The organism is Streptomyces sp. AM25 (genome assembly GCF_058146165.1).
Genome location: NZ_JBKIWN010000141.1, coordinates 19,082 through 40,608, shown reverse-complemented (window position 1 = coordinate 40,608; position 21,527 = coordinate 19,082). Strand labels below are relative to the sequence as shown.

The window sequence follows — 21,527 nt, the reverse complement described above, 5'->3', positions numbered from 1 at the left end:
AGTCCAGGACGGCCTGCACCGGCCTCAAAATCCGTGCCGCGCCCCACCATCGATCGGCACCATCACACCGCTGAGATACGACGCCGCAGGCGACAGCAGAAACGCGGCCACCTTGCCGAACTCCTCCGGCGTCCCGTACCGCCCCAGCGGAATCCGCGCCGAGTGCCGGGCCCGGGCCGCCTCGGAGTCCCCGGAGAGCGCGTCGAGTTCGCGCACCCGGTCGGTCTCGATCCGCGCCGGCAGCAGTCCGACCACGCGGATGCCGCGCGGTCCCAGTTCCGCGGACAGGGACTTGGCGAACCCGGCGAGGCCGGGCCGCAGGCCGTTGGAGATCGTCAGCCCGGGGATCGGCTCGTACACCGACGAGGACAGCACGAAGCCGATCACCCCGCCCTCGGCCAGCGCCTCCGCCGCCGTCCGCGCCAGCCGCACCGCGCCGAGGAAGACCGATTCGAAGGCCGCCCGCCACTGGTCGTCGTCGTTGCCGTCCGCCGGGCCCGGCGGCGGCCCGCCGACGCTGACGAGGACGCCGTCGAGGCGGCCGAAGCGCTCGCGGGCGGTGGCGACGAGCCGCTCCGCCGCCGCGGGGTCGGCGTTGTCGGCGGCGACCCCGACCGCGTCCGTGCCCAGCGAGGCGGCCGCCCGCGCCGCGGCGTCCCCGTCCCGGCCGGAGACGACCAGCCGGGCGCCGTCGGCGGCCAGTTCGCGGGCGGCGGCGAACCCCAGCCCACGGCTCGCGCCGGTCAGCACGTACACCTTGTCCTTGAGTCCCAGATCCATGGGCTCAGTCTGCCCCTTGCGGGGTGCTCGTCCCTACGGGGCGCTCGGCACCGCGGCGGTTTCCGGGGCGGCGGTCGCCGCCAGGCGCTCGCGGCGTTCGCGGCGGGCCAGGATGAACCAGCCCACGGGCACGCCCCCGGCGAACAGCCACCACTGGATGGCGTACGCCAGGTGCGGGCCGATGTCGCTGTGGTCGGGGGCGGCCACCGCCTTGGGCCCGTCCTTGGGGGCCGGGTCGACGAGCTCGATGTAGCCGCCCAGCACCGGGCGGTTCATGGCCTTGGACCGCTGCTCGCTGTTGATCAGCATCACCTGGCGGGGCGGCAGCCCCGCGGTGTCCTTGATGCCGCTGGCGGCCGTCGTCTCGTCCTGCTTGAGCCGGCCGGTGACGGTGATCTTGCCGGAGGGGGCGGCGGGGACGTCCGGGTAGCGCATCGGGTCGTCGCCGGCCGGGACCCAGCCGCGGTTGACGAGGACGGCCCGGCCGTCGTCGAGCAGCAGCGGGGTGAGGACGAAATAGCCCTGGTGGCCGTTGTCGTCGGTCCGGCGCCGGACCACGACCTCGTCCTTGGCGTCGTACGTACCGCTCGCGGTGACCTGGCGCCACACGTCGGAGCCGGCCACCTCGCGGCCGGGCGCCGTGAGCCCGGTCACGGGCACGGGGTCGGCGGCGAGGCTGCGCGCGATCTGGTTGTTCTGCGCGACCTTGTGCTCGTGGCGATGCAGCTGCCAGAACCCCAGCCGCACCATCACCGGGATGAGGACGATCCCCACGAGGGTGAGGATCACCCACTGCCGGGACAGAAGGAAGCGGTACACGTCCTCGACGGTACCGGGTGGCTACGCCCCGCTCCGCGCCGGGGTCACGTGCAGCAGGAGCTGCATGAAGGCGGCCTCGTCGACGACGGGGGTGCCGAAGGAGCGGGCCTTGGCCGTCTTGGAGGTGGGGGAGCCGGGATCGTTGGTGACCAGCAGGCTGGTGAGCCGGGAGACGCTGGTGGCCACGTGCAGCCCGGCCTCCATGGCGCGGTCCTCCAGGAGCTCGCGGTCGACGGAGGTGTCGCCGGAGAACGCCACCCGCATGCCCTGAATGAGCTGTTCGCCCGGTTCGTAACGCCCCGGGTTGGGGTACGGGCAGGCCGGGCGCTTGCGGCTGGGCCGCCAGGACTGCGGCCGGTACCCGTAGGAGGAGGACGGCTGATATCCGATGGTCGCGGACCGTGTGCCCGCCGCCGGGCCGTCCGACCACTCCGTCAGCGGCTGGCAGGCCAGCAGCGGCAGCCGCAGCCCCGCCTCGGCCGCCAGGTGCAGGCTGGGCCGGAACGCCTCGGCGAGCACCCGGGCGTCGTCGAGCGCGTGGTGGGCGCGCTGCTGCACGACGCCGTAGTGCGCGGCGAGCGACTCCAGCTTGTGGTTGGGCAGCGGCAGCTGCAGCTCCTTGGAGAGCGCGATCGTGCACAGCCGCTGCCGCACGGGGACGTCCGCCCGGGCGCGGGCGTACTCGCGGGAGATCATCGACCAGTCGAAGGCGGCGTTGTGCGCGACGAGGACCCGCCCGGCCAGCCGCTCGGCGAAGGGCTCGGCGATGTCCTTGAACAGCGGTGCGTCCGAGAGGACTTCGGAGGTGAGCCCGTGGATCCACACCGGGCCGGGATCGCGCTGCGGGTTGACCAGCGTGTACCACTGGTCCTCCACCTCGCCCCGGGCGTTCAGCTGGTAGACGGCAGCCGACACTATCCGGTCGTCGCGGGCGAGCCCCGTGGTCTCCACGTCGACGACCGCGTATCCCTGCGGATACGCGGCCGGCCACGGGCTGTGCGGTGCGGCGGCGGGGTGGTCTTCGAGCATGGTCACAGAGGATACGGGCCCGCACTGACAACGAGGGATCCGGTCGTCAGGGGGGAAGCGATCCGGCCACCCGGAAGTGGGACGCGCCCCGAAAAGACGCGCCCCGAAGGGGCGCGGGGCTCTGCCGAACATACGGCTCCGCCGCGTGGGCGCGACCGGCCCAGGACGACCCGCACCCGATCGGCTACCCCGACAGCAACCCCTCCACCAGCGCCCGAACCGCCACCTCGAACACCCGCTCCGCATCCGGTGCCCGGCCCAGGGCCCGCTCAAGGGCCCGGTCCCCGCCGGACCCCGGAGACCGCTCGGGCGCCGCCTGTTCGGGCGCCCGAGCCCGGCTCCGCTCCACGAGCACGTGCCCCACCACCTGGAACTGCACGGCCTGCACCGCCTCCGCCGCCCGCGCCCCGTGCAGCCCGGCCGCCTGCACCTCGTGCACCAGGGCCCGCTGCGCGGGCAGGAACATCCGCTCGGACAGCCCGCGTTCGTGCACCATCGCGATCAGGTGCGGCCGGGCGAGCAGCTCCCGGCGCAGCGCCCGCGCGACGGAGACGATGCGCGTCCGCGGGGTCCGCCCGGCTGGCCGGATCGCGGCGAACTCGTGCAGCGTCCGCTCGACGAGCGCGTCCACGAGCGCCTCGCGCCTGCCGACGTGCCAGTAGATCGACGTGACGGCCGTGCCCAGCTCGGCGGCCAGGGCGCGCATCGTCAGCGCCCGCGGGCCGCGCTCCCGCACCAGCCGTGCCGCGGTCTCCAGCACCTGCTCGCGGGTGAGGTTCTCCGCCATGCGCCCCCCGACTCCCGTAGGTGCACGGGTCTTTACCCGAAGGCGCCCGCGCTGTAACCCTGTTACAGAACAGACGGACCTGCTTGCTCCCACCGAGAGGTGATACGGCATGGCACGCATCCGCTACGGCCCCCGCACCGACCTGGAGATCAAGGCGGCCCGCGAGGCGGCGGCCCGGCTGCCCGACATCTGGTCCACGGGGGTCACCGCCCTGTGGGAGACCGACCCGGACGCCGTCGCGGCCGTCCTGCCGCCCCCGCTCGAACCGCCGGCCCGCCCGCTCGTCCGGGCCTCCGTCAGCACCGTCGCCCTGCGCGGCTACCCCCTGGGCGCCGGCTCGGTGGCGGTCGCCGCGCGGCACGAGGGGCGCGCCGGCTGGTACCCGCTGGTGATGCCGATGACGCACGAGCGCGCCCTGACCGGCGGGCGCGAGGTGTTCGGCGAGCCGAAGAAGCTGGGCGAGGTCGTGCTCGAACGCGAGGGCGCGGCGCTCCGCGCCCGCCTCTCCCGGCACGGCATCGACTTCCTCGACGTGCGCGGCACGGTCACCGGCGCCCTGCCGCTGCCGCCGGAGAGCGAGCGGCTCGACTTCTACTTCAAGTTCCTGCCGGGCGTGGACGGCACGGGTTTCGACGGCGATCCCGTCCTCGTGCACTGCACCCGCAGGGAGCGGGTGCGCAGGCTGGAGCAGGTCGCCGGCGAGGTGGTGCTGCGCGAGTCGGCGTACGACCCGGTCGCCGACCTGCCCGTCCTGCGCCCGGCCGGGATCACGCTCGGGGAGCGGGCCACCACCCAGCACGGCCGCGTCGTCGCCCGCGTCCCCGCGGAGGCCCTGCTGCCCTACGTCCACCAGCGCTACGACGACGCGGCCCAGATTCTCGACGGCCCTCCGGAAGGGAGTGCGCAATGAGCCGCGACCCCTACCTGATCATCTCCTCCGACTGCCACGCCGGGCTCCCCACCGAGGAGTACCGCCCGTACCTGGAACGGCGCTTCCACCGCGCCTTCGACGACTTCCTCGCGCAGCGCACCGCGCGCCAGGCGGAGATGACGCGCCTGGGCGTGCGCAACGAGGCCTTCGCCACCCGGTGGTTCGAGGAGCACGAGGAGGGACTGCGCGGCGGCTGGGACGCGGCGCAGCGGATCAAGGAGCTCGACGGCGACGGGGTGGCGGCCGAGGTCGTCTTCCCCGACGCGGACGCCGTGGACAGCCGCACCGCCGCGCCCTTCGGCGTCGGCCTCGGCCTGTCCGGCGATCACGACCCGGAACTGGGCATGGCGGGCGCCCGCGCCCACAACCGCTGGCTCGCCGAATTCTGCTCCGCGCACCCCGAACGGCACTGCGGCGTCGCCCTGCTGCCGGTCACCGCCCCCGTGGAACACGTCGTCGAGGAGATCGGCCGGGCCGAGGAGTCGGGGCTGGGCGCGCTGATGATCCCGGCGATGTGGGGGCAGAAGAAGCCGTACCACGACCGGAGTTACGACCCCGTCTGGGCGGCCGCCGCCGCGGCCGGGATGCCCGTGCTCACCCACTCCGGGGCCACGCCCCGCCACGAGTACGGCGACCACCTGGGGATCTTCGTCACCGAGGTGACCTGGTGGCCCGCGCGCCCGCTGTGGTTCCTGCTGTGGTCCGGCGTCTTCGAGCGCCACCCGCAACTCCGCTTCGGCATCGCCGAGTCCGGCTGCTGGTGGCTGCCCAACCTGCTGTGGTTCATGGACCGCCTCTACCTCGGCGCCCACGGCGGCAAGAAGCTCTCGCCCTTCGCCGGGCTGCACCGCCCGCCCCACGAGTACCTCGACCGCAACGTCTTCGTCTGCGCCACCAACACCAAGCGCCGCGAGCTCGCCCAGCGCTACGAGATCGGCGTCGGCAACATCCTCTGGGGCTCCGACTTCCCCCACCCCGAGGGCACCTGGCCCGACACCCGCACCTGGCTGCGCACCACCTTCCACGACATCCCCGTCTCCGAGACCCGCCGGATGCTCGGCCTGTCCGCCGCCGAGGCGTTCGGCTTCGACACCCGCGCCCTCGCCCCGCTCGCCGCCCGCATCGGCCCCACCCCGGACGACCTGGGCCAGCCCGCCGACCAGCAGGCCGTCGAGGCGTCCTGGGCCCGCTCCCGCGAGACCGGCCGGCACTGGCTGACCGGCGAGGACTTCCCGCGCACCGGGGTGAACGATGCCTGACCGCCACACCGTCGTCTCCGCCGACTGCCACGCCGGCGCCGATCTCCTCGACTACCGGCCCTACTTGGAGCGCCGCCACCACGAGGCCTTCGACGCCTGGGCGGCCGGCTACGTCAACCCGTACGAGGACCTGCTCGCCGACGCCGCCGAACGCAACTGGAACTCCGGTCTCCGGCTCGCCGAGCTGGAGGCCGACGGCATCGTCGCCGAAGTCGTCTTCCCCAACACCGTCCCGCCCTTCTTCCCCAGCGCCTCCCTCGTCGCCCCCGCCCCCACCCGCGAGGACTTCGAGCTCCGCTGGGCCGGCCTGCGCGCCCACAACCGCTGGCTCGCCGACTTCTGCGCCGCGGCCCCCGGCCGCCGCGCGGGCGTCGCGCAGATCCTCCTGAACGACGTGGACGAGGCCGTGCGCGAAGTGCGCCGCACCAAGGAGGCCGGACTCACCGGCGGCGTCCTGCTGCCCGGCACCCCGCCCGGCTCGGGCCTGCCCGAACTCCACTCCGCCTGCTACGACCCGCTCTGGGCCGTCTGCGCCGAACTCGGCGTCCCCGTCAACCACCACGCCGGCTCCGCCTCGCCGCCGCTCGGCGACGACCCCGCCGCCCGTGCGGTGTTCATGGTGGAGACCACCTGGTTCTCCCACCGCGCCCTGTGGCACCTGATCCTCGGCGGCGCCTTCGACCGCCACCCCGACCTGCGGCTCGTCCTCACCGAACAGGGCACGGCCTGGATCCCCGGCGTCCTGGACACCCTCGACTACTACTACGCGCGCCTGGTCGCCGGCAGCGACCGCACCGACACCGCCGAGGCCAAGTTCGGCGCCGGGCTGGCCGCTTCGGTGCGCCGCCCTCCGAGCACGTACTGGCACGCCAACTGCGCGGCGGGCGCCAGCTTCATGCGCCCGCACGAGGTGCCGCTGCGCCACCGCATCGGCATCGACAAGATCATGTGGGGCAGCGACTACCCGCACGACGAGGGCACCCACCCCCACTCCCGCGAGGCCCTGCGCCTGGCCTACGCGGGCCTGCCCGCCGACGAGACCGCTGCCATGCTCGGCGCCAACGCGGCCCGCGTGTACGGCTTCGACCTCGCCTTCCTCGCCACGATCGCCGCCCGTGTGGGCCCGCCGGTCACCGAGATCGCCGAGCCGCTGGAGACCGTACCGCCGGGCGCCACCAGCCCCGTCTTCGTCCGCGACGCACCGGTGCGGGCGTGGTGACTCTCTGGTGGCCTTCGAACTCCAGGTAACCTCCTGCGGTACCCGACAGTAACAACCCCTAGCCGCGGCCCGGTTGCCGCGTTTATGGTGCCGCCATGCCGCACCTTCCGGATGTCGTGTTGTGGTCCGTACCGGCCTTCGCCGTGCTCACCGTGCTGGAACTGGTGAGCTACCGGCTGCACCCCGACGAGGATGCCGAGGGGTACACCGCCAGGGACGCGGCGACCAGCATCGGCATGGGGCTGGGCAGCCTGGTCTTCGACGCGCTGTGGAAGATACCCATCGTGGCGGTCTACGCCGCGCTCTACGAACTCACGCCCCTGCGCGTGCCCGTGCTGTGGTGGACGCTGCCGCTGATGCTGCTCGCCCAGGACTTCTTCTACTACTGGTCCCACCGCGGCCACCACGTCGTCCGGATCCTGTGGGCCTGCCACGTGGTGCACCACTCCAGCCGTAAGTTCAACTTCACCACCGCGCTCCGCCAGCCGTGGACCACGTGGACCGTCTGGCCGTTCTACGTCCCGATGATCCTGGCCGGCGTGCACCCGGCGGCGGTCGCCTTCTGCTCGGGGACGAACCTCGTCTACCAGTTCTGGGTGCACACCGAGCGCATCGGCCGGCTGCCCCGGCCGCTGGAGTACGTCCTCAACACGCCCTCCCACCACCGGGTGCACCACGCGTCCCAAGGCGGCTACCTGGACCGCAACTTCGGCGGCATTCTCATCATCTGGGACCGCATGTTCGGCTCGTTCGTCCCGGAGGGCGAACGCCCGGTCTACGGGCTGACGAAGAACATCGACACCTACAACCCGCTGCGCGTGGCCACCCACGAGTACGCGGCCATCGCCCGCGACCTCCGCGCCGCGCACGGCTGGCGCGAGCGGGCCGGCCGGGTGTTCCGCGGGCCGGGCTGGCAGCCGGAACCCACGGCCGCGCAGCCGGTGCCGGAGCGGGTCGCATGAGGGCGTTCGCCGCGGCCGCAGGCGTCCACCTCGGCGCACTGCTGACCGGCCGGACGCGCGTCGAACGGGCCACCAAGCCGGTGCTGATGCCGCTGCTCGCCGAGTACGTCCTGCAGCGCGGCGGCCCCCGCCCGCTCGCGCTGGCGCTGCTGTTCGGGTGCGCGGGGGACACCTTGCTGCAGACCGGCGGGGACGTGCCGTTCCTGCTCGGCATGGGCTCGTTCGCCGCCGGACACCTGTGCTACCTGACCCTGTTCGCGAAACACGGCAGACCGGGCCGTCGCCTGACCGCCGCCTACGGCACGGCCTGGGCGGGCACGCTGGCCCTGCTGTGGCCGGGCCTGGACGCCGAACTGCGGGTCCCGGTCGCGCTGTACAGCCTGCTGCTGACGACGATGGCACTCGGCGCGACACGCGCCGGGACACGGACGGCGGTGGGCGGCGCGCTGTTCCTGTTGTCGGACACCTTGATCGCGGCCAACCTGTCAGGCCGGCCGCAACCCCAGTTCTGGATCATGCTGACGTACGTGGCAGCCCAATATCTCCTGGCGGAGGGCTTGTTGCAGACCCGTGCCCCGTAGGGGCGCGGGGAACTGCGCGATCAACCACGACCGGCCCGCAGCCGAAAGAGCCGCTCAGCTCTCGTCGTCCTCGTCCTGCACCGCAGCCAACGCATCGACGATGCCGTACCCGTAGAAGCTGTTGACGTGCTGCGTACCGGTGCAGGCGGCGTCCGCCGGAGCCGCCGGGCACCCCGGATTGTCCGCCTCCGCCCGCAAGAGCCAGCGCAGCTCTTGCGGACTCGCGTCCGGATGCGCGCTCTTCAACAGCGCCGCCACCCCCGCCACATGCGGACTCGCCATCGACGTGCCCTGCAGATACCCGTAGTCGCCGCCGGGCAGCGTGGAGAGGATGCGGCCGTCCTTGGCGGGCAGCTCCGGGACCTGGCGGCTGTCGCCGCCGGGGGCCGCCACGTCGATGCGGTTGAGGCCGTAGTTGGAGTAGAACGACTTGAGCGACTTCACGCCGGTCGCGGAGACGGACACCACGCCGGGCAGCTCGGCCGGGATGTCCAGGCACGTGGCCGAGTCGACCGTGCGGTTCTTCGGCGTGGAGTCGTTGGGGCTGGAGGCGTCGGGAAGCTGCTTGGCCGCCAGGTCGAGGCTGGAGTTGCCGGCCGCGGCGATGTTGAGCGTGCCCCTGCGCTGGGCGTACGAGGCGGCCCGGCCGACCGCGTCGGCTATCGCCTTCTGGTCGGGGTCGTCGGAGCAGTTGAACAGCCACGGGTCGACGTAATAGCTGTTGTTCGTCACGGCTATGTGGTGGTCCGCGGCGAAGACGAACGCGCAGACGACGCTCTCGGCGTAGAAGAAGGCGCCCTTGGCGGTGGAGACCTTGATGGCCGAGACCTTCGCCTCCGGGGCCACGCCGGCGATGCCGGTGCCGTTGCGGGCGGCCGCGATCGTGCCGGCCACGTGCGTGCCGTGGTAGTCCTGCGCGGGATCGAACGGGCGCCAGGCGCCGGGGCTGGTGTCGGCCTTGCCGGTGACGCAGCTCGCGGACTGGCTGCGGGAGAAGTTGGGGCGGATGTTCGGGTGGGTGTCGTCCACGCCGGTGTCGATGACGCCGACCGTGACGTCCCTGCTGCCCGGGTCCACCTTCGCGGCCCGGTCGGCCTTGATGGCGCGGAGGTCCCACTGCAGGCCCTCCAGCGGCTCCTGGCCGGGCTCGGCCGAGCGGGCGGCGGCCAGCGCGGCGGGACCGGACAGCTTGAGCTTCTCCGGCTTGCCGACGTCCGTGGTGGCCGCGGGCGTGATCGGGGCGGTGCGGGTGGCGCCCGCCGACTGCACCCCGGGCACCGCGCGCAGGGCCGCGCCGAAGCCCGGGTTCGCCGAGTGGGCGACGACGACGCCTATCTGCTCGTAGGCGACCACGACGGTGCCACGGGCCTGGGCGATCGTCTGCTTCACCCGGGCGAGCGTGCCTCGCGCCCGGTCGGTGTTGACCACGTACGACAGCAGGGGGCCGTCCTCCGCGGCGGCCTTCGCGGTGCCGGGGCCCTGCGGTGCGGCCGAGGCGGCGGCGGGCAGCAGGCCGAGGGAGGCGGTGAGGGCAAGTCCGACGGGCACCGCCAGCAGGGCGTGCCGACGTCTGGAACGCAGACGGTCCATGGGGTCTCCACATCATCCGGAAAACGCACGGGCGAGTGAAACTAGCGCCGTTCACCGGAATCGGGCAATGAATTCCCCAAGAAACCTTCTCAGGAGGGTACTTCGGGCCTGCGCAAAGTGTCGATGCTCAGCGGCTGCAGCGGCACCCTGGGCCCGTACCAGCGGCCCGCGGCGAGCAGGGCCGCCGGGCGCCCCGGCTGTTCGGGGACGACGGGCGCCGTCAACCTGACGACCCCGAACGGTCGTCGGTCGGGGGACGGCGGTGAAGGCGGCGGCTCGGTGCTCACACCAGGTCAACGAGGCCACGGGCAGCCGGTATTGCACCTCGGGCCTGAGCTGCGTCATTCGGAGAACCGCATTCTGTCGCATACTGCGGTGTCCCTCTACGCGCGTGATCTGCGTCACAGGCGCGGATCACGTCACCGCACGCACCCTCCAGGAGAGGCAGTGGACTCAGAAGAGGCCGTCGACGCCGCATCGACCACACCCAAGGGGCCGCCGAAGGCCGGGAAGAAGGCCGAGGAGAAGACCCGGGGCGAGGTGAAGGACGAGGCGAAGGGCGAGGCCGCCCGCCCCGTCATCCCCGCCCAGCCGGAACGCTTCACCCAGGTGCAGGAGAGCCCCGAGTTCGGCGAACTGCGCCGGGCCCACCGTTCCTTCGCCTTCCCGCTCACCCTGGCCTTCGTCGCCTGGTACCTGTTGTACGTCCTGCTGTCCAACTACGCGGCCGGCTTCATGGCCACCCGCGTCGCGGGCAACATCAACGTCGCCCTCGTCCTCGGCCTGGCCCAGTTCCTGACCACCTTCCTGATCGCCTGGTGGTACTCGCGGCACGCCGCCGCACAGCTCGACCCACGGGCCGAGGCCCTCAAGGCACAGTTGGAGGCCGGGGAATGAACCTCGCAGCACGCACCTTCCTGGCCGCCGGCGGCGCGGGCGAACACCGTACCCTGATCATCACCTTGTTCTCGGTGTTCGTCGCCATCACCCTCGGCATCACCGTCTGGGCCGGGCGGCAGACCAAGGATGCCACCGACTTCTACGCCGGAGGCCGTTCCTTCTCCGGCTTCCAGAACGGCCTGGCCATCTCCGGCGACTACATGTCCGCCGCGTCCTTCCTGGGCATCGCGGGCGCCATCGCGCTCTTCGGCTACGACGGCTTCCTCTACTCCATCGGCTTCCTCGTCGCCTGGCTGGTCGCCCTGCTGCTCGTCGCCGAACCCCTGCGCAACTCCGGCCGCTTCACCATGGCGGACGTCCTCGCCCACCGCCTGCAGCAGCGGCCGGTGCGGACCGCGGCCGGCACCTCCACCATCGTCGTCTCGATCTTCTACCTGCTGGCGCAGATGGTCGGCGCGGGCGCGCTCGTGGCCCTGCTGCTCGGCGCGAGCGGCGAGGACTCCCGGCGCTGGATCATCGTCCTGGTCGGCCTGGTGATGGTGCTGTACGTGACCATCGGCGGGATGAAGGGCACCACCTGGGTGCAGATCGTCAAGGCCGTGATGCTCATCGCCGGCACCCTGCTGATCACCTTCCTGGTGCTGAACAAGTTCGGCTGGAGCCTCTCCAGCCTGCTCGGCCACGCCGCCGAGAAGAGCGGCAAGGGCAGGGCCTTCCTGGAACCCGGGCTGCAGTACGGCAAGGACGGCACCTCCAAGCTCAACTTCGTCTCGCTCGGCCTTGCGCTCGTCCTCGGCACGGCCGGCCTGCCGCACATCCTGATCCGCTTCTACACCGTGCCGACCGCCAAGGCCGCCCGGACGTCCGTCAACTGGGCCATCGGCATCATCGGCGCCTTCTACCTGATGACCATCGCGCTGGGCTTCGGCGCCGCGGCCCTGGTCGGCCCCAAGGCGATCATCGCGTCCAACGAGTCCGGCAACACCGCGGCCCCGCTGCTCGCCCAGGAGGTCGGCGGCGGAGCGGGCTCCACGGGCGGGGCCGTGCTCCTCGCGGTGATCTCGGCCGTGGCCTTCGCGACGATCCTCGCCGTGGTCGCCGGCCTCACCCTCGCCTCCTCCGCGTCCTTCGCCCACGACCTGTGGGCCAACGTGATCAAGAGGGGGAGCACGACCGAGAAGGAGGAGGTCCTCACCGCCAAGATCGCGGCCGTCGTCATCGGCGCGGTCTCCATCGCGCTGGGCATCTTCGCCCACCGCCTCAACGCGGCCGCGCTGGTGGCCCTCGCCTTCGCCGTGGCCGCCTCGGCCAACCTCCCGACGATCCTCTACAGCCTCTTCTGGAAGCGCTTCACCACCCGCGGCGCGCTGTGGTCGATCTACGGCGGCCTGGTCTCGTCCGTCGCCCTGGTGATCCTCTCGCCGGTGGTCTCCGGCAACCCCAAGGCGCTCTTCCCCGGCATGAGCTTCGACTACTTCCCGCTGGCCAACCCCGGGCTGGTCTCCATCCCGCTGGGCTTCGCCCTCGGCTGGCTCGGCTCGGCGCTGTCCTCCGAGGAGGCGGTGGCCAAGAAGTACGCGGAGCTGGAGGTCCGCGCGCTCACCGGATACGGGGCCCACTGATCGCGGGTGCCCGGAGGGCCGGCGCTTCGTCGGCCCTCCGGGCATCGCGTACGCTGCGGAAGGAGTGAACGAACGAGCGTTCCAGTTCCGCGAGGGGGCCCCACCGTGCTCATGGACACCTACGGCCGGGCTGCCACGGACCTCCGCGTCTCCCTCACCGACCGCTGCAACCTCCGCTGCACCTACTGCATGCCCGAACAGGGCCTGCAGTGGCTCGCCAAGCCGGAGTTGCTGACGGACGACGAGATCGTCCGCCTCGTCCGGGTCGCGGTCACCCTGCTCGGCGTCACCGAGGTCCGCTTCACGGGCGGGGAGCCGCTGCTGCGGCCCGGCCTCGTCTCCGTCGTCGAGCGCTGCGCGGCCCTGGAGCCGCGCCCGCGCCTCTCGCTGACCACCAACGGCATCGGCCTGGCCCGCACGGCACAGGCGCTGCGGGACGCCGGCCTGGACCGGGTCAACGTCTCCCTGGACACCCTGCGCCCCGAGGTCTTCGCGGCCCTCACCCGGCGCCGCCGCCACCAGGACGTCCTCGACGGCCTGGCCGCGGCCCGGGCCGCAGGGCTCACGCCCGTCAAGGTCAACTCCGTGCTGATGCCCGGGCACAACGCGGACGAGGCACCCGACCTGCTGGCCTGGGCCGTGGCGAACGGCTACGAGCTGCGTTTCATCGAGCAGATGCCGCTGGACGCGCAGCACGGCTGGCGCCGGGACGGCATGATCACCGCCGGGCAGATCCTGACGAGCCTGCGCACCCGCTTCACGCTCACCCCGGAGGGGGCGGCGGAACGGGGCTCGGCCCCCGCCGAACGCTGGCTCGTCGACGGCGGCCCGGCCCGGGTGGGCGTCATCGCCTCCGTCACCCGCCCCTTCTGCCGCACCTGCGACCGCACCCGCCTCACGGCGGACGGCCAGGTGCGCACGTGCCTGTTCGCGACGGAGGAGACGGACCTGCGCGGCGCACTGCGGGACGGGGCGTCCGACGAGGAACTGGCCCGCCTGTGGCGCGTGGCGATGCGGGGCAAGAAGGCGGGGGGCGGGATCGAGGACCCCGAATTCCTGCAGCCGGCCCGCCCGATGTCGGCGATCGGCGGCTGAGCGCCTAGGGCCTGACCCATCGGACAGGCCCTAGTTCCGGCCCTCCCACTCCTCCAGCGTCACCACTTCCTTCAGAAACCCCCGCAACGCAAGGAAGTTGGAAAGATGCTCCCGATGCTCGTCGCAGGCGAGCCACGTCTTGCGGCGGTCGGGCGTGTGCAACTTCGGGTTGTTCCAGGCGAGTACCCACACGGCCGCCGCACGGCAGCCCTTCGCGGAACAGATCACGGCATTTTCGGGGGAGTTCACACCCGAACCCTACGGGAGCCGCACGCAGACACGGCGACGCCGGGCAGCCACGGGGGGAGCCGCCCGGCGTCGGTCTGTCGCTCCGACGGGGGATGCGGAGCGCCTACGAAGTATGTCACGGGGCGCCCGGCGCGCGGCACCGAACCACATGATTGATCTGAGGTTTTCTTGAGCTTGTCGGATTGCCGACGCCCGCAGTTGGCCGGATGTGGAGCATCAGCCGTGGTCACGGCGCTGATCGCCGGATTCGGACGACTCGGCTTCCGGGACGGATTCCGCCATCCCCGGACCTTGCGGATCGTGACCCTCTGTCAGCATCGGCCGCATCGGCCGCGGAATGATGGTCCCCGGCAGTGAAGGGGCGTTCTCCCGGCCCGCGTTGGCGATCACGACGGCCACGTACGGCAGCAGCGCACCCAGGATCAGCGTGCCGATCGCCACGTAGCGCTCGACGTTCCACAGCACCACGGTCAGCACCACGGAGATCGTGCGGATGCCCATCGAGATGACGTACCGGCGCTGCCGCCCCCGGACGTCCTCGGTCAGCCCGTGACGGGCCCCCGTGATCCGGAAAGTCTCCGTACCGCCGTGCTTCCGCATCACGTTCCACCACCCGACAGCCGAGCCGAAACCCCGTACCCCGGGACGTATTCCACGTTACGCCGCTGCTCAGACCCGCACGAGACCGGGGCACGTAGGCAAACCTGCGTAGTGCGCGGTACCCCGCGCCCCCTCAGGGGCGCGGGGCCGTGTCAATATGCGGCTCCGCCGCGTGGGCGCGACTCAGCGCAACTCGGCGAGCTTGCGCCCGGCCTTCAGGTACACACGAGCCGCACCGTCGACCTTGGCGACCGCTTCCGCGACAACCTCGCCCAACGGCCGAATCGCCTCGGCCTCCGGCAGGACAACCGCCTCCTGCCCGCCATCGGCCTCGATGACCAGCCGCAGCCCGTTCTGCTTCGCGACCCGGCGCGCCGCCGAGGCGCTCGGCTGGAAGCCCAGCACCTTGCTCAGCACGGCCGTGGCCGGCTCCGCACCGTGCTCGGACAGCTCCACCACCGGCGTCTCGACGTCGGTGAAGCTCTTCCTGGAGAACTGGGCGACGAACCCGGCCCGCGCCGCCATCGCGGCCTCCATGCCGTACAGCGCGGCCACGACCTCGCCCGCCAGCACCTTCTTCAGGTCCATCGGGTGCAGCGAACGGTCCTCGATGCGGGAGGCGACGAGCGCGATCTCCGCGTCCGTCCACTCCGTCCACGCCTTGAGGTACGGCTCCATCAGCCGGTCCGGAACCGACATGATCTTGCCGAAGACGTCGTCGGCCGGGGCCGACAGACCGACGTAGTTGCCCTTGGACTTGGACATCTTCGCGCCCGTGCCGTCCGTGCCCTCGATCAGCGGCATGGTGACCACGAGCTGCGGCTTCTGCCGGTGGACCTCCATCAGCTTGCGGCCCATCTGCAGGTTGAGCAGCTGGTCCGCGCCGCCGAGCTCCACGTCGCACTCCAGGGCCACGGAGTCCAGGCCCTGCGCGATCGGGTAGAGCAGCTCCGTCATGGTCAGACCCGAGCCGGCCGCGAGGCGGTTGCGGAAGTCCTCGCGCTGCAGCAGCTGCGAGACCGGCACCTGCGACAGCAGCCCCAGCAGCTCGGGGAAGGTGTACGGCGCCAGCCACTCGCTGTTCTGCCGGAAGCTGACCTTCTCGAAGTCGAAGAACGGGCGCACCTGCTCGCGGTAGGTGGCCAGGTTCCGCGCGATGTCGTCGTCGGTCAGCGGCGGGCGCTCGGCCGTGCGGCCCGACGGGTCGCCGATCTTGGCCGTGAAGTCGCCGATGATCAGCGTGACGTCGTGGCCCAGCCGCTGGAACCGGCTCAGAATGATCAGCGGCACGGCGTGCCCGAGGTGCACGTCCGTGGCCGTCGGGTCGATGCCCAGCTTGATGTGCAGGCCCTTGCCCTCGGCGGCCCGCGCCTCGATCCGCTCGGCCAGCTTGGCGACGCCCGGCAGCACCTCGACCGTGCGCGAGGCGATCAGCTCCGCCTGCTCCTTCGCCGACAGGTCCGACAGGTCCAGATAGCGACGCGCCTTGGTCTCGGTGAGCAACTGCTGCACGGTCGAGTCGGAGGAGAGATCCTGTGCGAGGAGCTCGCTGGCGCGGGCGACGGATTCGCCGAGGCGTGTCATGGCGTTCCTGACGGAAGAGAGAGCGGACAACATGGACGCGACCAGTCTATTCGGCCCGCTCCGCGCCCATGCCGTCCCCGGTCCGCCCGCCCGGCCGGACGGTCAGACCCCCTGGCTCACGGAGCTCATGTTGAAGTCCGGGATGCGCAGGGCGGGCATCGCGGTGCGGGTGAAGTACTCGTTCCACTCCCGCGGCAGGGTCCGCTCGGTGCGCCCCGCCTCGGTGGCCCGGGAGAGCAGGTCCACCGGGGACTCGTTGAAGCGGAAGTTGTTGACCTCTCCCACGACCTCGCCCTTCTCCACCAGGTAGACGCCGTCCCGGGTCAGCCCGGTCAGCAGCAGCGACGCCGGGTCCACCTCGCGGATGTACCAGAGACACGTCAGCAGCAGGGCGGGGCCGTCGTGCCCGCTCGCGGCCACCATCTCCGCGAGCGACCGGGTGCCGCCGCCCTCCAGGATCAGGTTGTCCGTGAACGGGGTGACCGGCAGGCCCGCCAGTTCCGCGGTGTGCCGCGTGGTGAGCAGGTGCTCCAGCACGCCCTCGCGGATCCAGTCCGTGGCCGTCAGCGGCAGGCCGTTGTCGAAGACCGACGCGTCGTCGCCGGAGCTGCCCGCCAGCACGAACGGCGCGCACTCCAGGCCCGGCGCGTGCGGGTCGCTGCGCAGCGTCAGCGGCAGCCGCGAGAGCTTCTCGCCGAGCCGTGTGCCGCCGCCCGTCCGGGAGAAGACCGTACGGCCCTCCGCCGCGTCCCGCGCCGTGGCCGACCACTGCTGGTAGATGAGCAGGTCCGCCACCGCGGTCGGCGGCAGCAGCGTCTCGTACCGGCCGGCCGGCAGCTCGATCCGCCGCTCCGCCCAGCCGAGCCGCTCGGCAAGCTCCGCGTCCAGCGCCCCCGGGTCCACGTCGGTGAAGTCCCGGGTGGCGCGCCCCGCCCAGGCGGAGCGCGTGCGGTCCGGGGACTTGGCGTTCATCTCCAGCGTGCCGGTGGGCTGGTCGTGCCGCAGCCGCAGCCCGGCGGAGGTCCCCAGATAGCTCGACAGCACCTCGTGCTGCGCGAACCCGTACAGCTCCCGGCCCGCGGCACGGGCCCGCGCGAAGGACTCGCCCAGCGCGGGGGCGAACGCGTCGAAGACCGCGGACGAGGTCTCGGCCGGGGCGCCGTCGAACCCGGGGGAGTGCGGCACCCCCGTCACCAGCGGCTGCGCGTCCTCGGCGGGACCAGCCTCCCGCGCCGCGGCCTCGGCGGCCCGCACCAGCGGCTCCAGCTCGTCGGCCGTGACGGCCGAACGCGACACGACCCCGGACGCCGTCCCCTCGGCCCCGTCCACCGTCGCGACGACGGTGACGCTGCGCCCCCGCGTGACGCCGTTGGTGGTGAGCGCATTGCCGGCCCAGCGCAGATTGGCGGTCGACCGCTCACCCGCGATCACCACACACCCGTCGGCCCGGGACAGCTCCAGGGCGCGCTCGACGATCTCGTGCGGCTTGGTGGTGCGAGAGCTCATCGTCCGGCCTCCTGCGTCGTGTTGAGAATGTTGACCCCTTCGAAGAGCGCGGACGGGCACCCGTGCGAGACGGCCGCGATCTGCCCCGGCTGCGCCTTGCCGCAGTTGAACGCCCCGCCCAGCACGTACGTCCGAGGGCCGCCCACGGCCCTCATCGAGCCCCAGAAGTCCGTCGTGGTCGCCTGGTAGGCGACATCGCGCAACTGCCCGGCCAACCTGCCGTTCTCGATGCGGTGGAAGCGCTGTCCCGTGAACTGGAAGTTGTAACGCTGCATGTCGATCGACCACGACCGGTCGCCGACCACGTAAATCCCGCGTTCCACACCCGAGATGAGCTCCTCGGTGGACGGCCCGTCCGGGGCCGGCTGCAGCGAGACGTTCGCCATGCGCTGCACCGGCACGTGGTCGGGGGAGTCCGCGAAGGCGCAGCCGTTGGAGCGGTCCCGGCCCGTCAACCGGGCCATGCGCCGGTCCAGTTGGTAGCCGACGAGCACGCCGTCGCGGACCAGGTCCCAGGACTGCGCGGCCACGCCCTCGTCGTCGTAGCCCACGGTCGCCAGGCCGTGCTCGGCCGTGCGGTCGCCGGTCACGTTCATGATCTCCGAGCCGTACTTCAGGGTGCCCAGCAGATCGGGGGTGGCGAAGGACGTGCCCGCGTACGCGGCCTCGTAGCCCAGCGCCCGGTCCAGCTCGGTGGCGTGGCCGATCGACTCGTGGATCGTCAGCCAGAGGTTGGAGGGATCGACCACCAGGTCGTACGCGCCCGCCCGCACGCTCGGCGCGCGCATCTTCTCCGCCAGCAGGCCGGGGATCTCCGCCAGTTCGGCGTCCCAGTCCCAGCCGGTGCCCGTCAGGTACTCCCAGCCGCGGCCGGCGGGGGGCGCGAGCGTGCGCATCGAGTCGAAGGCGCCGGTGGCCTCGTCCACCGCGACGGCCGTCAGCTGCGGGTACACGCGCACCCGCTGCTGGGTGGTCGTGGTGCCCGCGGAGTCCGCGTAGAACTTGTTCTCCTGCACGGTCATCAGCGCGGCGTCGACGTGTGCCACACCCTCCGCGCGCAGCAGCCGTTCGCTCCAGTCCGTCAGGAGGGCGGTCTTGTCGGCGTCGGGCACGTCGAAGGGGTTGACGTCGTAGGCGGACACCCAGGTGCGCTCCGCGTGCACGGGCTCGTCCGCCAGCTCCACCCTCTCGTCGGAGCCGGCGGCCGCGATCACCTTGGCCGAGAGCTTCGCCATCGCGACGGCCTGCGAGGCCACCCGCGCGGCGGCGTCCATCGTCAGGTCGACGCCCGAGGCGAAGCCCCACGTCCCGCCGTGCACCACCCGGACCGCATAACCCAGCTCGGTGGAGTCCGCCGAGCCCGCGGGACGGGCGTCGCGCAGCCGCCACGAGGCGCTGCGCACCCGTTCGAGGCGGAAATCGGCGTGTTCGGCGCCCAGCGCCCGGGCGCGGGCGAGGGCGGCATCGGCCAGTGGGCGCAGCGGCAGCGCCAGGAACGAGGCATCGATGGCGTGGGGCACAGGTCCTCCCGGTGGTCGTCGCTGTGCATCATGCCGTCCGGCGGCCGTGCTGTGCAGGGGGGATACTCCTGGGCCCGCCCGCTTCTGTAGAGATCCAACAGCATCCCCGGCGCGCCCCTGTCGCTGCTCGATTGTCACTCCGGCGATCTCAGCCGATACGTTTCGTTGTATTCGTTGTATCCAGCACTACCGATCGAACGAAACGGAAGGGTGATCCCTTGAGCCGCTCGGTTCTCGTCACCGGAGGAAACCGGGGCATCGGCCTCGCCATCGCCCGCGCCTTCGCCGAGGCCGGCGACAAGGTGGCCTTCACGTACCGCTCCGGAGAGCCGCCGGCCGCCCTGACGGAGCTGGGCTGCCTCGCCGTGAAGTGCGACATCACCGACCCCGAGCAGGTCGAGCAGGCCTACAAGGAGATCGAGGAGAAGCAGGGCGCGGTCGAGGTGCTGGTGGCCAACGCCGGCGTCACCCGCGACCAGCTGCTGCTGCGGATGTCCGAGGAGGACTTCACCTCGGTGCTGGAGACCAACCTGACCGGCACCTTCCGGGTCGTCAAGCGTGCGTCGAAGGGCATGCTGCGGGCCCGCAAGGGGCGCGTGGTGCTGATCTCGTCCGTGGTGGGCCTGCTGGGCTCCGCGGGCCAGGCCAACTACGCCGCCTCCAAGGCGGGCCTGGTCGGCTTCGCCCGCTCGCTCGCGCGTGAGCTGGGCTCCCGCAACATCACCGTCAACGTGGTCGCCCCCGGTTTCGTCGACACGGACATGACCCGTGTGCTCACCGACGAGCAGCGGGAGGCCATCACGAGCAAGGTGCCGCTCGCGCGCTACGCGCAGCCCGAGGAGATCGCCGCCTCGGTCCGCTTCCTCGCCTCCGAGGACGCCGCATACATCACCGGAGCCGTCGTTCCCGTCGACGGCGGATTGGGCATGGGTCACTGATCGACATGAGTGGAATCCTCGCAGGCAAGCGCATCCTCGTCACGGGTGTCCTCACCGAGGCCTCGATCGCCTTCCAGGCCGCCAAGGTGGCCCAGAACGAGGGCGCCGAGGTCATCCTCACCGGCTTCGGCCGGCTCTCCCTGGTGGAGCGCATCGCCAAGCGGCTGCCGAAGCCCGCGCCGGTGATCGAGCTGGACGTCACCAACCAGGAGCACCTCGACGGGCTGGCGGACAAGGTCCGCGAGCACCTGGGCGAGGACGCCCGCCTCGACGGCATCGTGCACTCGATCGCCTTCGGCCCGCAGGGCGCCTTCAACTTCCTCGAGGGCAGCTGGGAGGACGTCTCCACGGCCGTCCAGGTCTCGGCGTACTCCTACAAGTCGCTGGCCATGGCCCTGCTGCCGCTGATGGGCGAGGGCGCCTCGATCGTGGGCCTGACCTTCGACGCGCAGATCGCCTGGCCGAAGTACGACTGGATGGGCGTGGCCAAGGCGGCCCTGGAGTCCACCAACCGCTACCTGGCCCGCGACCTGGGCCCCAAGGGCATCCGCTGCAACCTGGTCTCGGCCGGCCCGCTCAAGTCGATGGCCGCCAAGTCCATCCCGGGCTTCGAGGAGCTCGCGGACGTGTGGAACCACCGCGCCCCGATCGGCTGGGACCTGACCGACCCGGAGCCGGCGGGCCGCGGCGTGGTCGGCATGCTGTCCGACTTCTTCCCGCGCACGACGGGCGAGATCGTGCACGTCGACGGCGGCGTGCACATGATGGGCGCCTGAGCCCGTCGGGTGACCTGTCCGATGCCCGCCCCGGTGCGCCGGGGCGGGCATCGCGCGTTCCTCCGGTCGTGCACCCGGCCGTGAGCCCGCACACTGGGGACGGGAGGAGGTGTACCGGCATGCGCTTCCCGTTCCGCCGAACGGCCCTGCTGCTCGTGGCCGTCGCCTTGTCCGCGTCCACGTCCACGGCGGCCCCGGCCGCCGTGCCGCGCGGCTCCGCGGGGACGGCGCGGCACCCCTTGGAGGCGGAGTGCAGCGCACGCGTCGACGGCTCCCGCGCCGTCGCCGACTGCTTCAACGCCAACGCCACCCCCGACCGCGTCCAGCTGCACGTCCAGTGCGCCCGGTGGTGGGACCCCGGCATGGACACCGCCACCGTCACCGTGGAGCCCGCCCGGCACGTATCCCTCGCGCAGCGCTGCTGGCTGGAGATACGCCAGGTCTGGGTGAGCCACCTGCCCGGGTGAGGACCCCGCCCGCGGGGATGGGACACTGTGCGCATGCCCGTCCTCGAGCCCAACCCCCAGAACGGCCAGAAGGCCCTGCTGACCATCCTCGGCGTGATGCTCGGCATCACCGTGGTCATCGCCATCGTCGCGACGATCGCCTCTCCCTGACCCGGCGCCGGGCCCCGACCCCGACGCGGCCGTCCTGATCCCCTAGGGGATGGTGGGGGCAGCCCCAGGGTCGCGTGGGTGGGTTACCGGATGGGAGACGGAGCCCGCGCTCCGTAGGTTCGTAGTGCACCGCGACGCGATGGTGCACCGGACTACGCGGAGG

General features: G+C 72.1%; 23 protein-coding genes. 12 read left to right on the top strand and 11 right to left on the bottom strand.

Going from position 1 to position 21,527, the window contains the following annotated elements:
- Positions 1-24 precede the first annotated feature (24 nt).
- The 4 genes from ACLHRZ_RS41860 to ACLHRZ_RS41845 form a co-directional block, all read right to left on the bottom strand.
- Positions 25-780, bottom strand: a complete 756-nt coding sequence (locus ACLHRZ_RS41860) for an SDR family oxidoreductase (protein WP_490423881.1) — start codon at positions 778-780, stop codon at positions 25-27.
- A gap of 33 nt (positions 781-813) precedes the next feature.
- Entirely contained in the window at positions 814-1,599 is a 786-nt protein-coding gene (locus tag ACLHRZ_RS41855) for an SURF1 family cytochrome oxidase biogenesis protein (RefSeq protein WP_490423880.1), read from the bottom strand.
- A 21-nt stretch (positions 1,600-1,620) separates the two neighbouring features.
- Positions 1,621-2,628 (bottom strand): DEDDh family exonuclease, encoded by a 1,008-nt coding sequence (locus ACLHRZ_RS41850; protein ID WP_490423879.1) that lies wholly within the window; start codon positions 2,626-2,628, stop codon positions 1,621-1,623.
- Between the two features lie 184 nt (positions 2,629-2,812).
- Positions 2,813-3,415, bottom strand: coding sequence for a TetR/AcrR family transcriptional regulator (locus ACLHRZ_RS41845; protein ID WP_490423878.1), 603 nt, complete (start codon positions 3,413-3,415; stop codon positions 2,813-2,815).
- Positions 3,416-3,524: 109 nt separating this feature from the next.
- Here ACLHRZ_RS41845 and ACLHRZ_RS41840 point away from each other — a divergent pair, with 109 nt between their 5' ends.
- The 5 genes from ACLHRZ_RS41840 to ACLHRZ_RS41820 all read left to right on the top strand — a co-directional run bounded on the left by ACLHRZ_RS41840 (position 3,525) and on the right by ACLHRZ_RS41820 (position 8,367).
- A complete protein-coding gene (locus ACLHRZ_RS41840; RefSeq protein WP_490423877.1) occupies positions 3,525-4,325 on the top strand; it encodes an acetoacetate decarboxylase family protein in 801 nt (266 codons plus the stop codon).
- A complete protein-coding gene (locus ACLHRZ_RS41835) occupies positions 4,322-5,605 on the top strand; it encodes an amidohydrolase family protein (protein ID WP_490423876.1) in 1,284 nt (427 codons plus the stop codon). Before ACLHRZ_RS41840 ends, ACLHRZ_RS41835 begins: the two co-directional genes overlap by 4 nt.
- Positions 5,598-6,824, top strand: a complete 1,227-nt coding sequence (locus tag ACLHRZ_RS41830; RefSeq protein ID WP_490423875.1) for an amidohydrolase family protein — start codon at positions 5,598-5,600, stop codon at positions 6,822-6,824. Before ACLHRZ_RS41835 ends, ACLHRZ_RS41830 begins: the two co-directional genes overlap by 8 nt.
- A gap of 95 nt (positions 6,825-6,919) precedes the next feature.
- The gene (locus ACLHRZ_RS41825) at positions 6,920-7,786 is read left to right on the top strand and encodes a sterol desaturase family protein (RefSeq protein ID WP_490423874.1); all 867 of its coding nucleotides are present in this window, start codon (positions 6,920-6,922) and stop codon (positions 7,784-7,786) included.
- Positions 7,783-8,367, top strand: a complete 585-nt coding sequence (locus ACLHRZ_RS41820) for a lysoplasmalogenase (protein WP_490423873.1) — start codon at positions 7,783-7,785, stop codon at positions 8,365-8,367. Before ACLHRZ_RS41825 ends, ACLHRZ_RS41820 begins: the two co-directional genes overlap by 4 nt.
- Before the next feature lie 54 nt (positions 8,368-8,421).
- Here the strand turns inward: ACLHRZ_RS41820 and ACLHRZ_RS41815 are convergent, their stop codons facing one another.
- A complete protein-coding gene (locus ACLHRZ_RS41815) occupies positions 8,422-9,957 on the bottom strand; it encodes a S8 family serine peptidase (protein WP_490423872.1) in 1,536 nt (511 codons plus the stop codon).
- 89 nt (positions 9,958-10,046) lie between these two features.
- Positions 10,047-10,244 (bottom strand): hypothetical protein, encoded by a 198-nt coding sequence (locus ACLHRZ_RS41810; RefSeq protein ID WP_490423871.1) that lies wholly within the window; start codon positions 10,242-10,244, stop codon positions 10,047-10,049.
- A 253-nt stretch (positions 10,245-10,497) separates the two neighbouring features.
- Between ACLHRZ_RS41810 and ACLHRZ_RS41805 the strand changes: the two genes are divergently transcribed.
- From ACLHRZ_RS41805 to moaA, 3 genes are all read left to right on the top strand, one after another.
- A complete protein-coding gene (locus ACLHRZ_RS41805; RefSeq protein WP_490423941.1) occupies positions 10,498-10,854 on the top strand; it encodes a DUF485 domain-containing protein in 357 nt (118 codons plus the stop codon).
- Positions 10,851-12,479: a monocarboxylic acid transporter gene (locus tag ACLHRZ_RS41800; RefSeq protein WP_490423870.1), complete on the top strand. Its 1,629-nt coding sequence runs from the start codon at positions 10,851-10,853 to the stop codon at positions 12,477-12,479. Before ACLHRZ_RS41805 ends, ACLHRZ_RS41800 begins: the two co-directional genes overlap by 4 nt.
- Before the next feature lie 105 nt (positions 12,480-12,584).
- The gene (moaA, locus tag ACLHRZ_RS41795; protein ID WP_490423869.1) at positions 12,585-13,574 is read left to right on the top strand and encodes a GTP 3',8-cyclase MoaA; all 990 of its coding nucleotides are present in this window, start codon (positions 12,585-12,587) and stop codon (positions 13,572-13,574) included.
- Between the two features lie 30 nt (positions 13,575-13,604).
- On the opposite strand, the gene ACLHRZ_RS41790 is transcribed toward moaA, so the two are convergent.
- The 5 genes from ACLHRZ_RS41790 to ACLHRZ_RS41770 form a co-directional block, all read right to left on the bottom strand.
- Complete coding sequence (locus ACLHRZ_RS41790) at positions 13,605-13,823, bottom strand: hypothetical protein (protein ID WP_490423868.1); 219 nt, start codon at positions 13,821-13,823, stop codon at positions 13,605-13,607.
- A 216-nt stretch (positions 13,824-14,039) separates the two neighbouring features.
- Positions 14,040-14,423 (bottom strand): DUF3099 domain-containing protein, encoded by a 384-nt coding sequence (locus tag ACLHRZ_RS41785; protein ID WP_490423867.1) that lies wholly within the window; start codon positions 14,421-14,423, stop codon positions 14,040-14,042.
- A 183-nt stretch (positions 14,424-14,606) separates the two neighbouring features.
- On the bottom strand, positions 14,607-16,007 hold the full coding sequence (gene tyrS, locus ACLHRZ_RS41780) for a tyrosine--tRNA ligase (RefSeq protein WP_490423866.1): 1,401 nt from the start codon (positions 16,005-16,007) through the stop codon (positions 14,607-14,609).
- A 102-nt stretch (positions 16,008-16,109) separates the two neighbouring features.
- The gene (locus ACLHRZ_RS41775) at positions 16,110-17,513 is read right to left on the bottom strand and encodes a metallopeptidase TldD-related protein (protein ID WP_490423865.1); all 1,404 of its coding nucleotides are present in this window, start codon (positions 17,511-17,513) and stop codon (positions 16,110-16,112) included.
- Positions 17,510-19,033, bottom strand: a complete 1,524-nt coding sequence (locus ACLHRZ_RS41770) for a TldD/PmbA family protein (RefSeq protein WP_490423864.1) — start codon at positions 19,031-19,033, stop codon at positions 17,510-17,512. Before ACLHRZ_RS41770 ends, ACLHRZ_RS41775 begins: the two co-directional genes overlap by 4 nt.
- 218 nt (positions 19,034-19,251) lie before the next feature.
- Here ACLHRZ_RS41770 and fabG point away from each other — a divergent pair, with 218 nt between their 5' ends.
- From fabG to ACLHRZ_RS41750, 4 genes are all read left to right on the top strand, one after another.
- Positions 19,252-19,971: a 3-oxoacyl-[acyl-carrier-protein] reductase gene (gene fabG / locus ACLHRZ_RS41765; protein WP_490423863.1), complete on the top strand. Its 720-nt coding sequence runs from the start codon at positions 19,252-19,254 to the stop codon at positions 19,969-19,971.
- Between the two features lie 5 nt (positions 19,972-19,976).
- On the top strand, positions 19,977-20,747 hold the full coding sequence (gene fabI, locus ACLHRZ_RS41760; RefSeq protein WP_490423862.1) for an enoyl-ACP reductase FabI: 771 nt from the start codon (positions 19,977-19,979) through the stop codon (positions 20,745-20,747).
- 119 nt (positions 20,748-20,866) lie between these two features.
- Positions 20,867-21,214, top strand: a complete 348-nt coding sequence (locus ACLHRZ_RS41755; protein WP_490423861.1) for a hypothetical protein — start codon at positions 20,867-20,869, stop codon at positions 21,212-21,214.
- Positions 21,215-21,247: 33 nt separating this feature from the next.
- On the top strand, positions 21,248-21,364 hold the full coding sequence (locus tag ACLHRZ_RS41750) for an SGM_5486 family transporter-associated protein (protein WP_490423860.1): 117 nt from the start codon (positions 21,248-21,250) through the stop codon (positions 21,362-21,364).
- Positions 21,365-21,527: the final 163 nt, after the last annotated feature.

Excerpts from the sequence above, each read along its gene's own strand:
- ACLHRZ_RS41860 (WP_490423881.1), bottom strand. The coding sequence starts at position 780 with ATGGATCTGGGACTCAAGGACAAGGTGTACGTGCTGACCGGCGCGAGC.
- ACLHRZ_RS41850 (WP_490423879.1), bottom strand. The coding sequence starts at position 2,628 with ATGCTCGAAGACCACCCCGCCGCCGCACCGCACAGCCCGTGGCCGGCC.
- ACLHRZ_RS41845 (WP_490423878.1), bottom strand. The coding sequence starts at position 3,415 with ATGGCGGAGAACCTCACCCGCGAGCAGGTGCTGGAGACCGCGGCACGG.
- ACLHRZ_RS41840 (WP_490423877.1), top strand. The coding sequence starts at position 3,525 with ATGGCACGCATCCGCTACGGCCCCCGCACCGACCTGGAGATCAAGGCG.
- ACLHRZ_RS41835 (WP_490423876.1), top strand. The coding sequence starts at position 4,322 with ATGAGCCGCGACCCCTACCTGATCATCTCCTCCGACTGCCACGCCGGG.
- ACLHRZ_RS41830 (WP_490423875.1), top strand. The coding sequence starts at position 5,598 with ATGCCTGACCGCCACACCGTCGTCTCCGCCGACTGCCACGCCGGCGCC.
- ACLHRZ_RS41825 (WP_490423874.1), top strand. The coding sequence starts at position 6,920 with ATGCCGCACCTTCCGGATGTCGTGTTGTGGTCCGTACCGGCCTTCGCC.
- ACLHRZ_RS41820 (WP_490423873.1), top strand. The coding sequence starts at position 7,783 with ATGAGGGCGTTCGCCGCGGCCGCAGGCGTCCACCTCGGCGCACTGCTG.
- ACLHRZ_RS41815 (WP_490423872.1), bottom strand. The coding sequence starts at position 9,957 with ATGGACCGTCTGCGTTCCAGACGTCGGCACGCCCTGCTGGCGGTGCCC.
- ACLHRZ_RS41800 (WP_490423870.1), top strand. The coding sequence starts at position 10,851 with ATGAACCTCGCAGCACGCACCTTCCTGGCCGCCGGCGGCGCGGGCGAA.
- ACLHRZ_RS41785 (WP_490423867.1), bottom strand. The coding sequence starts at position 14,423 with ATGCGGAAGCACGGCGGTACGGAGACTTTCCGGATCACGGGGGCCCGT.
- tyrS (WP_490423866.1), bottom strand. The coding sequence starts at position 16,007 with ATGACACGCCTCGGCGAATCCGTCGCCCGCGCCAGCGAGCTCCTCGCA.
- ACLHRZ_RS41775 (WP_490423865.1), bottom strand. The coding sequence starts at position 17,513 with ATGAGCTCTCGCACCACCAAGCCGCACGAGATCGTCGAGCGCGCCCTG.
- fabI (WP_490423862.1), top strand. The coding sequence starts at position 19,977 with ATGAGTGGAATCCTCGCAGGCAAGCGCATCCTCGTCACGGGTGTCCTC.
- ACLHRZ_RS41755 (WP_490423861.1), top strand. The coding sequence starts at position 20,867 with ATGCGCTTCCCGTTCCGCCGAACGGCCCTGCTGCTCGTGGCCGTCGCC.
- ACLHRZ_RS41750 (WP_490423860.1), top strand. The coding sequence starts at position 21,248 with ATGCCCGTCCTCGAGCCCAACCCCCAGAACGGCCAGAAGGCCCTGCTG.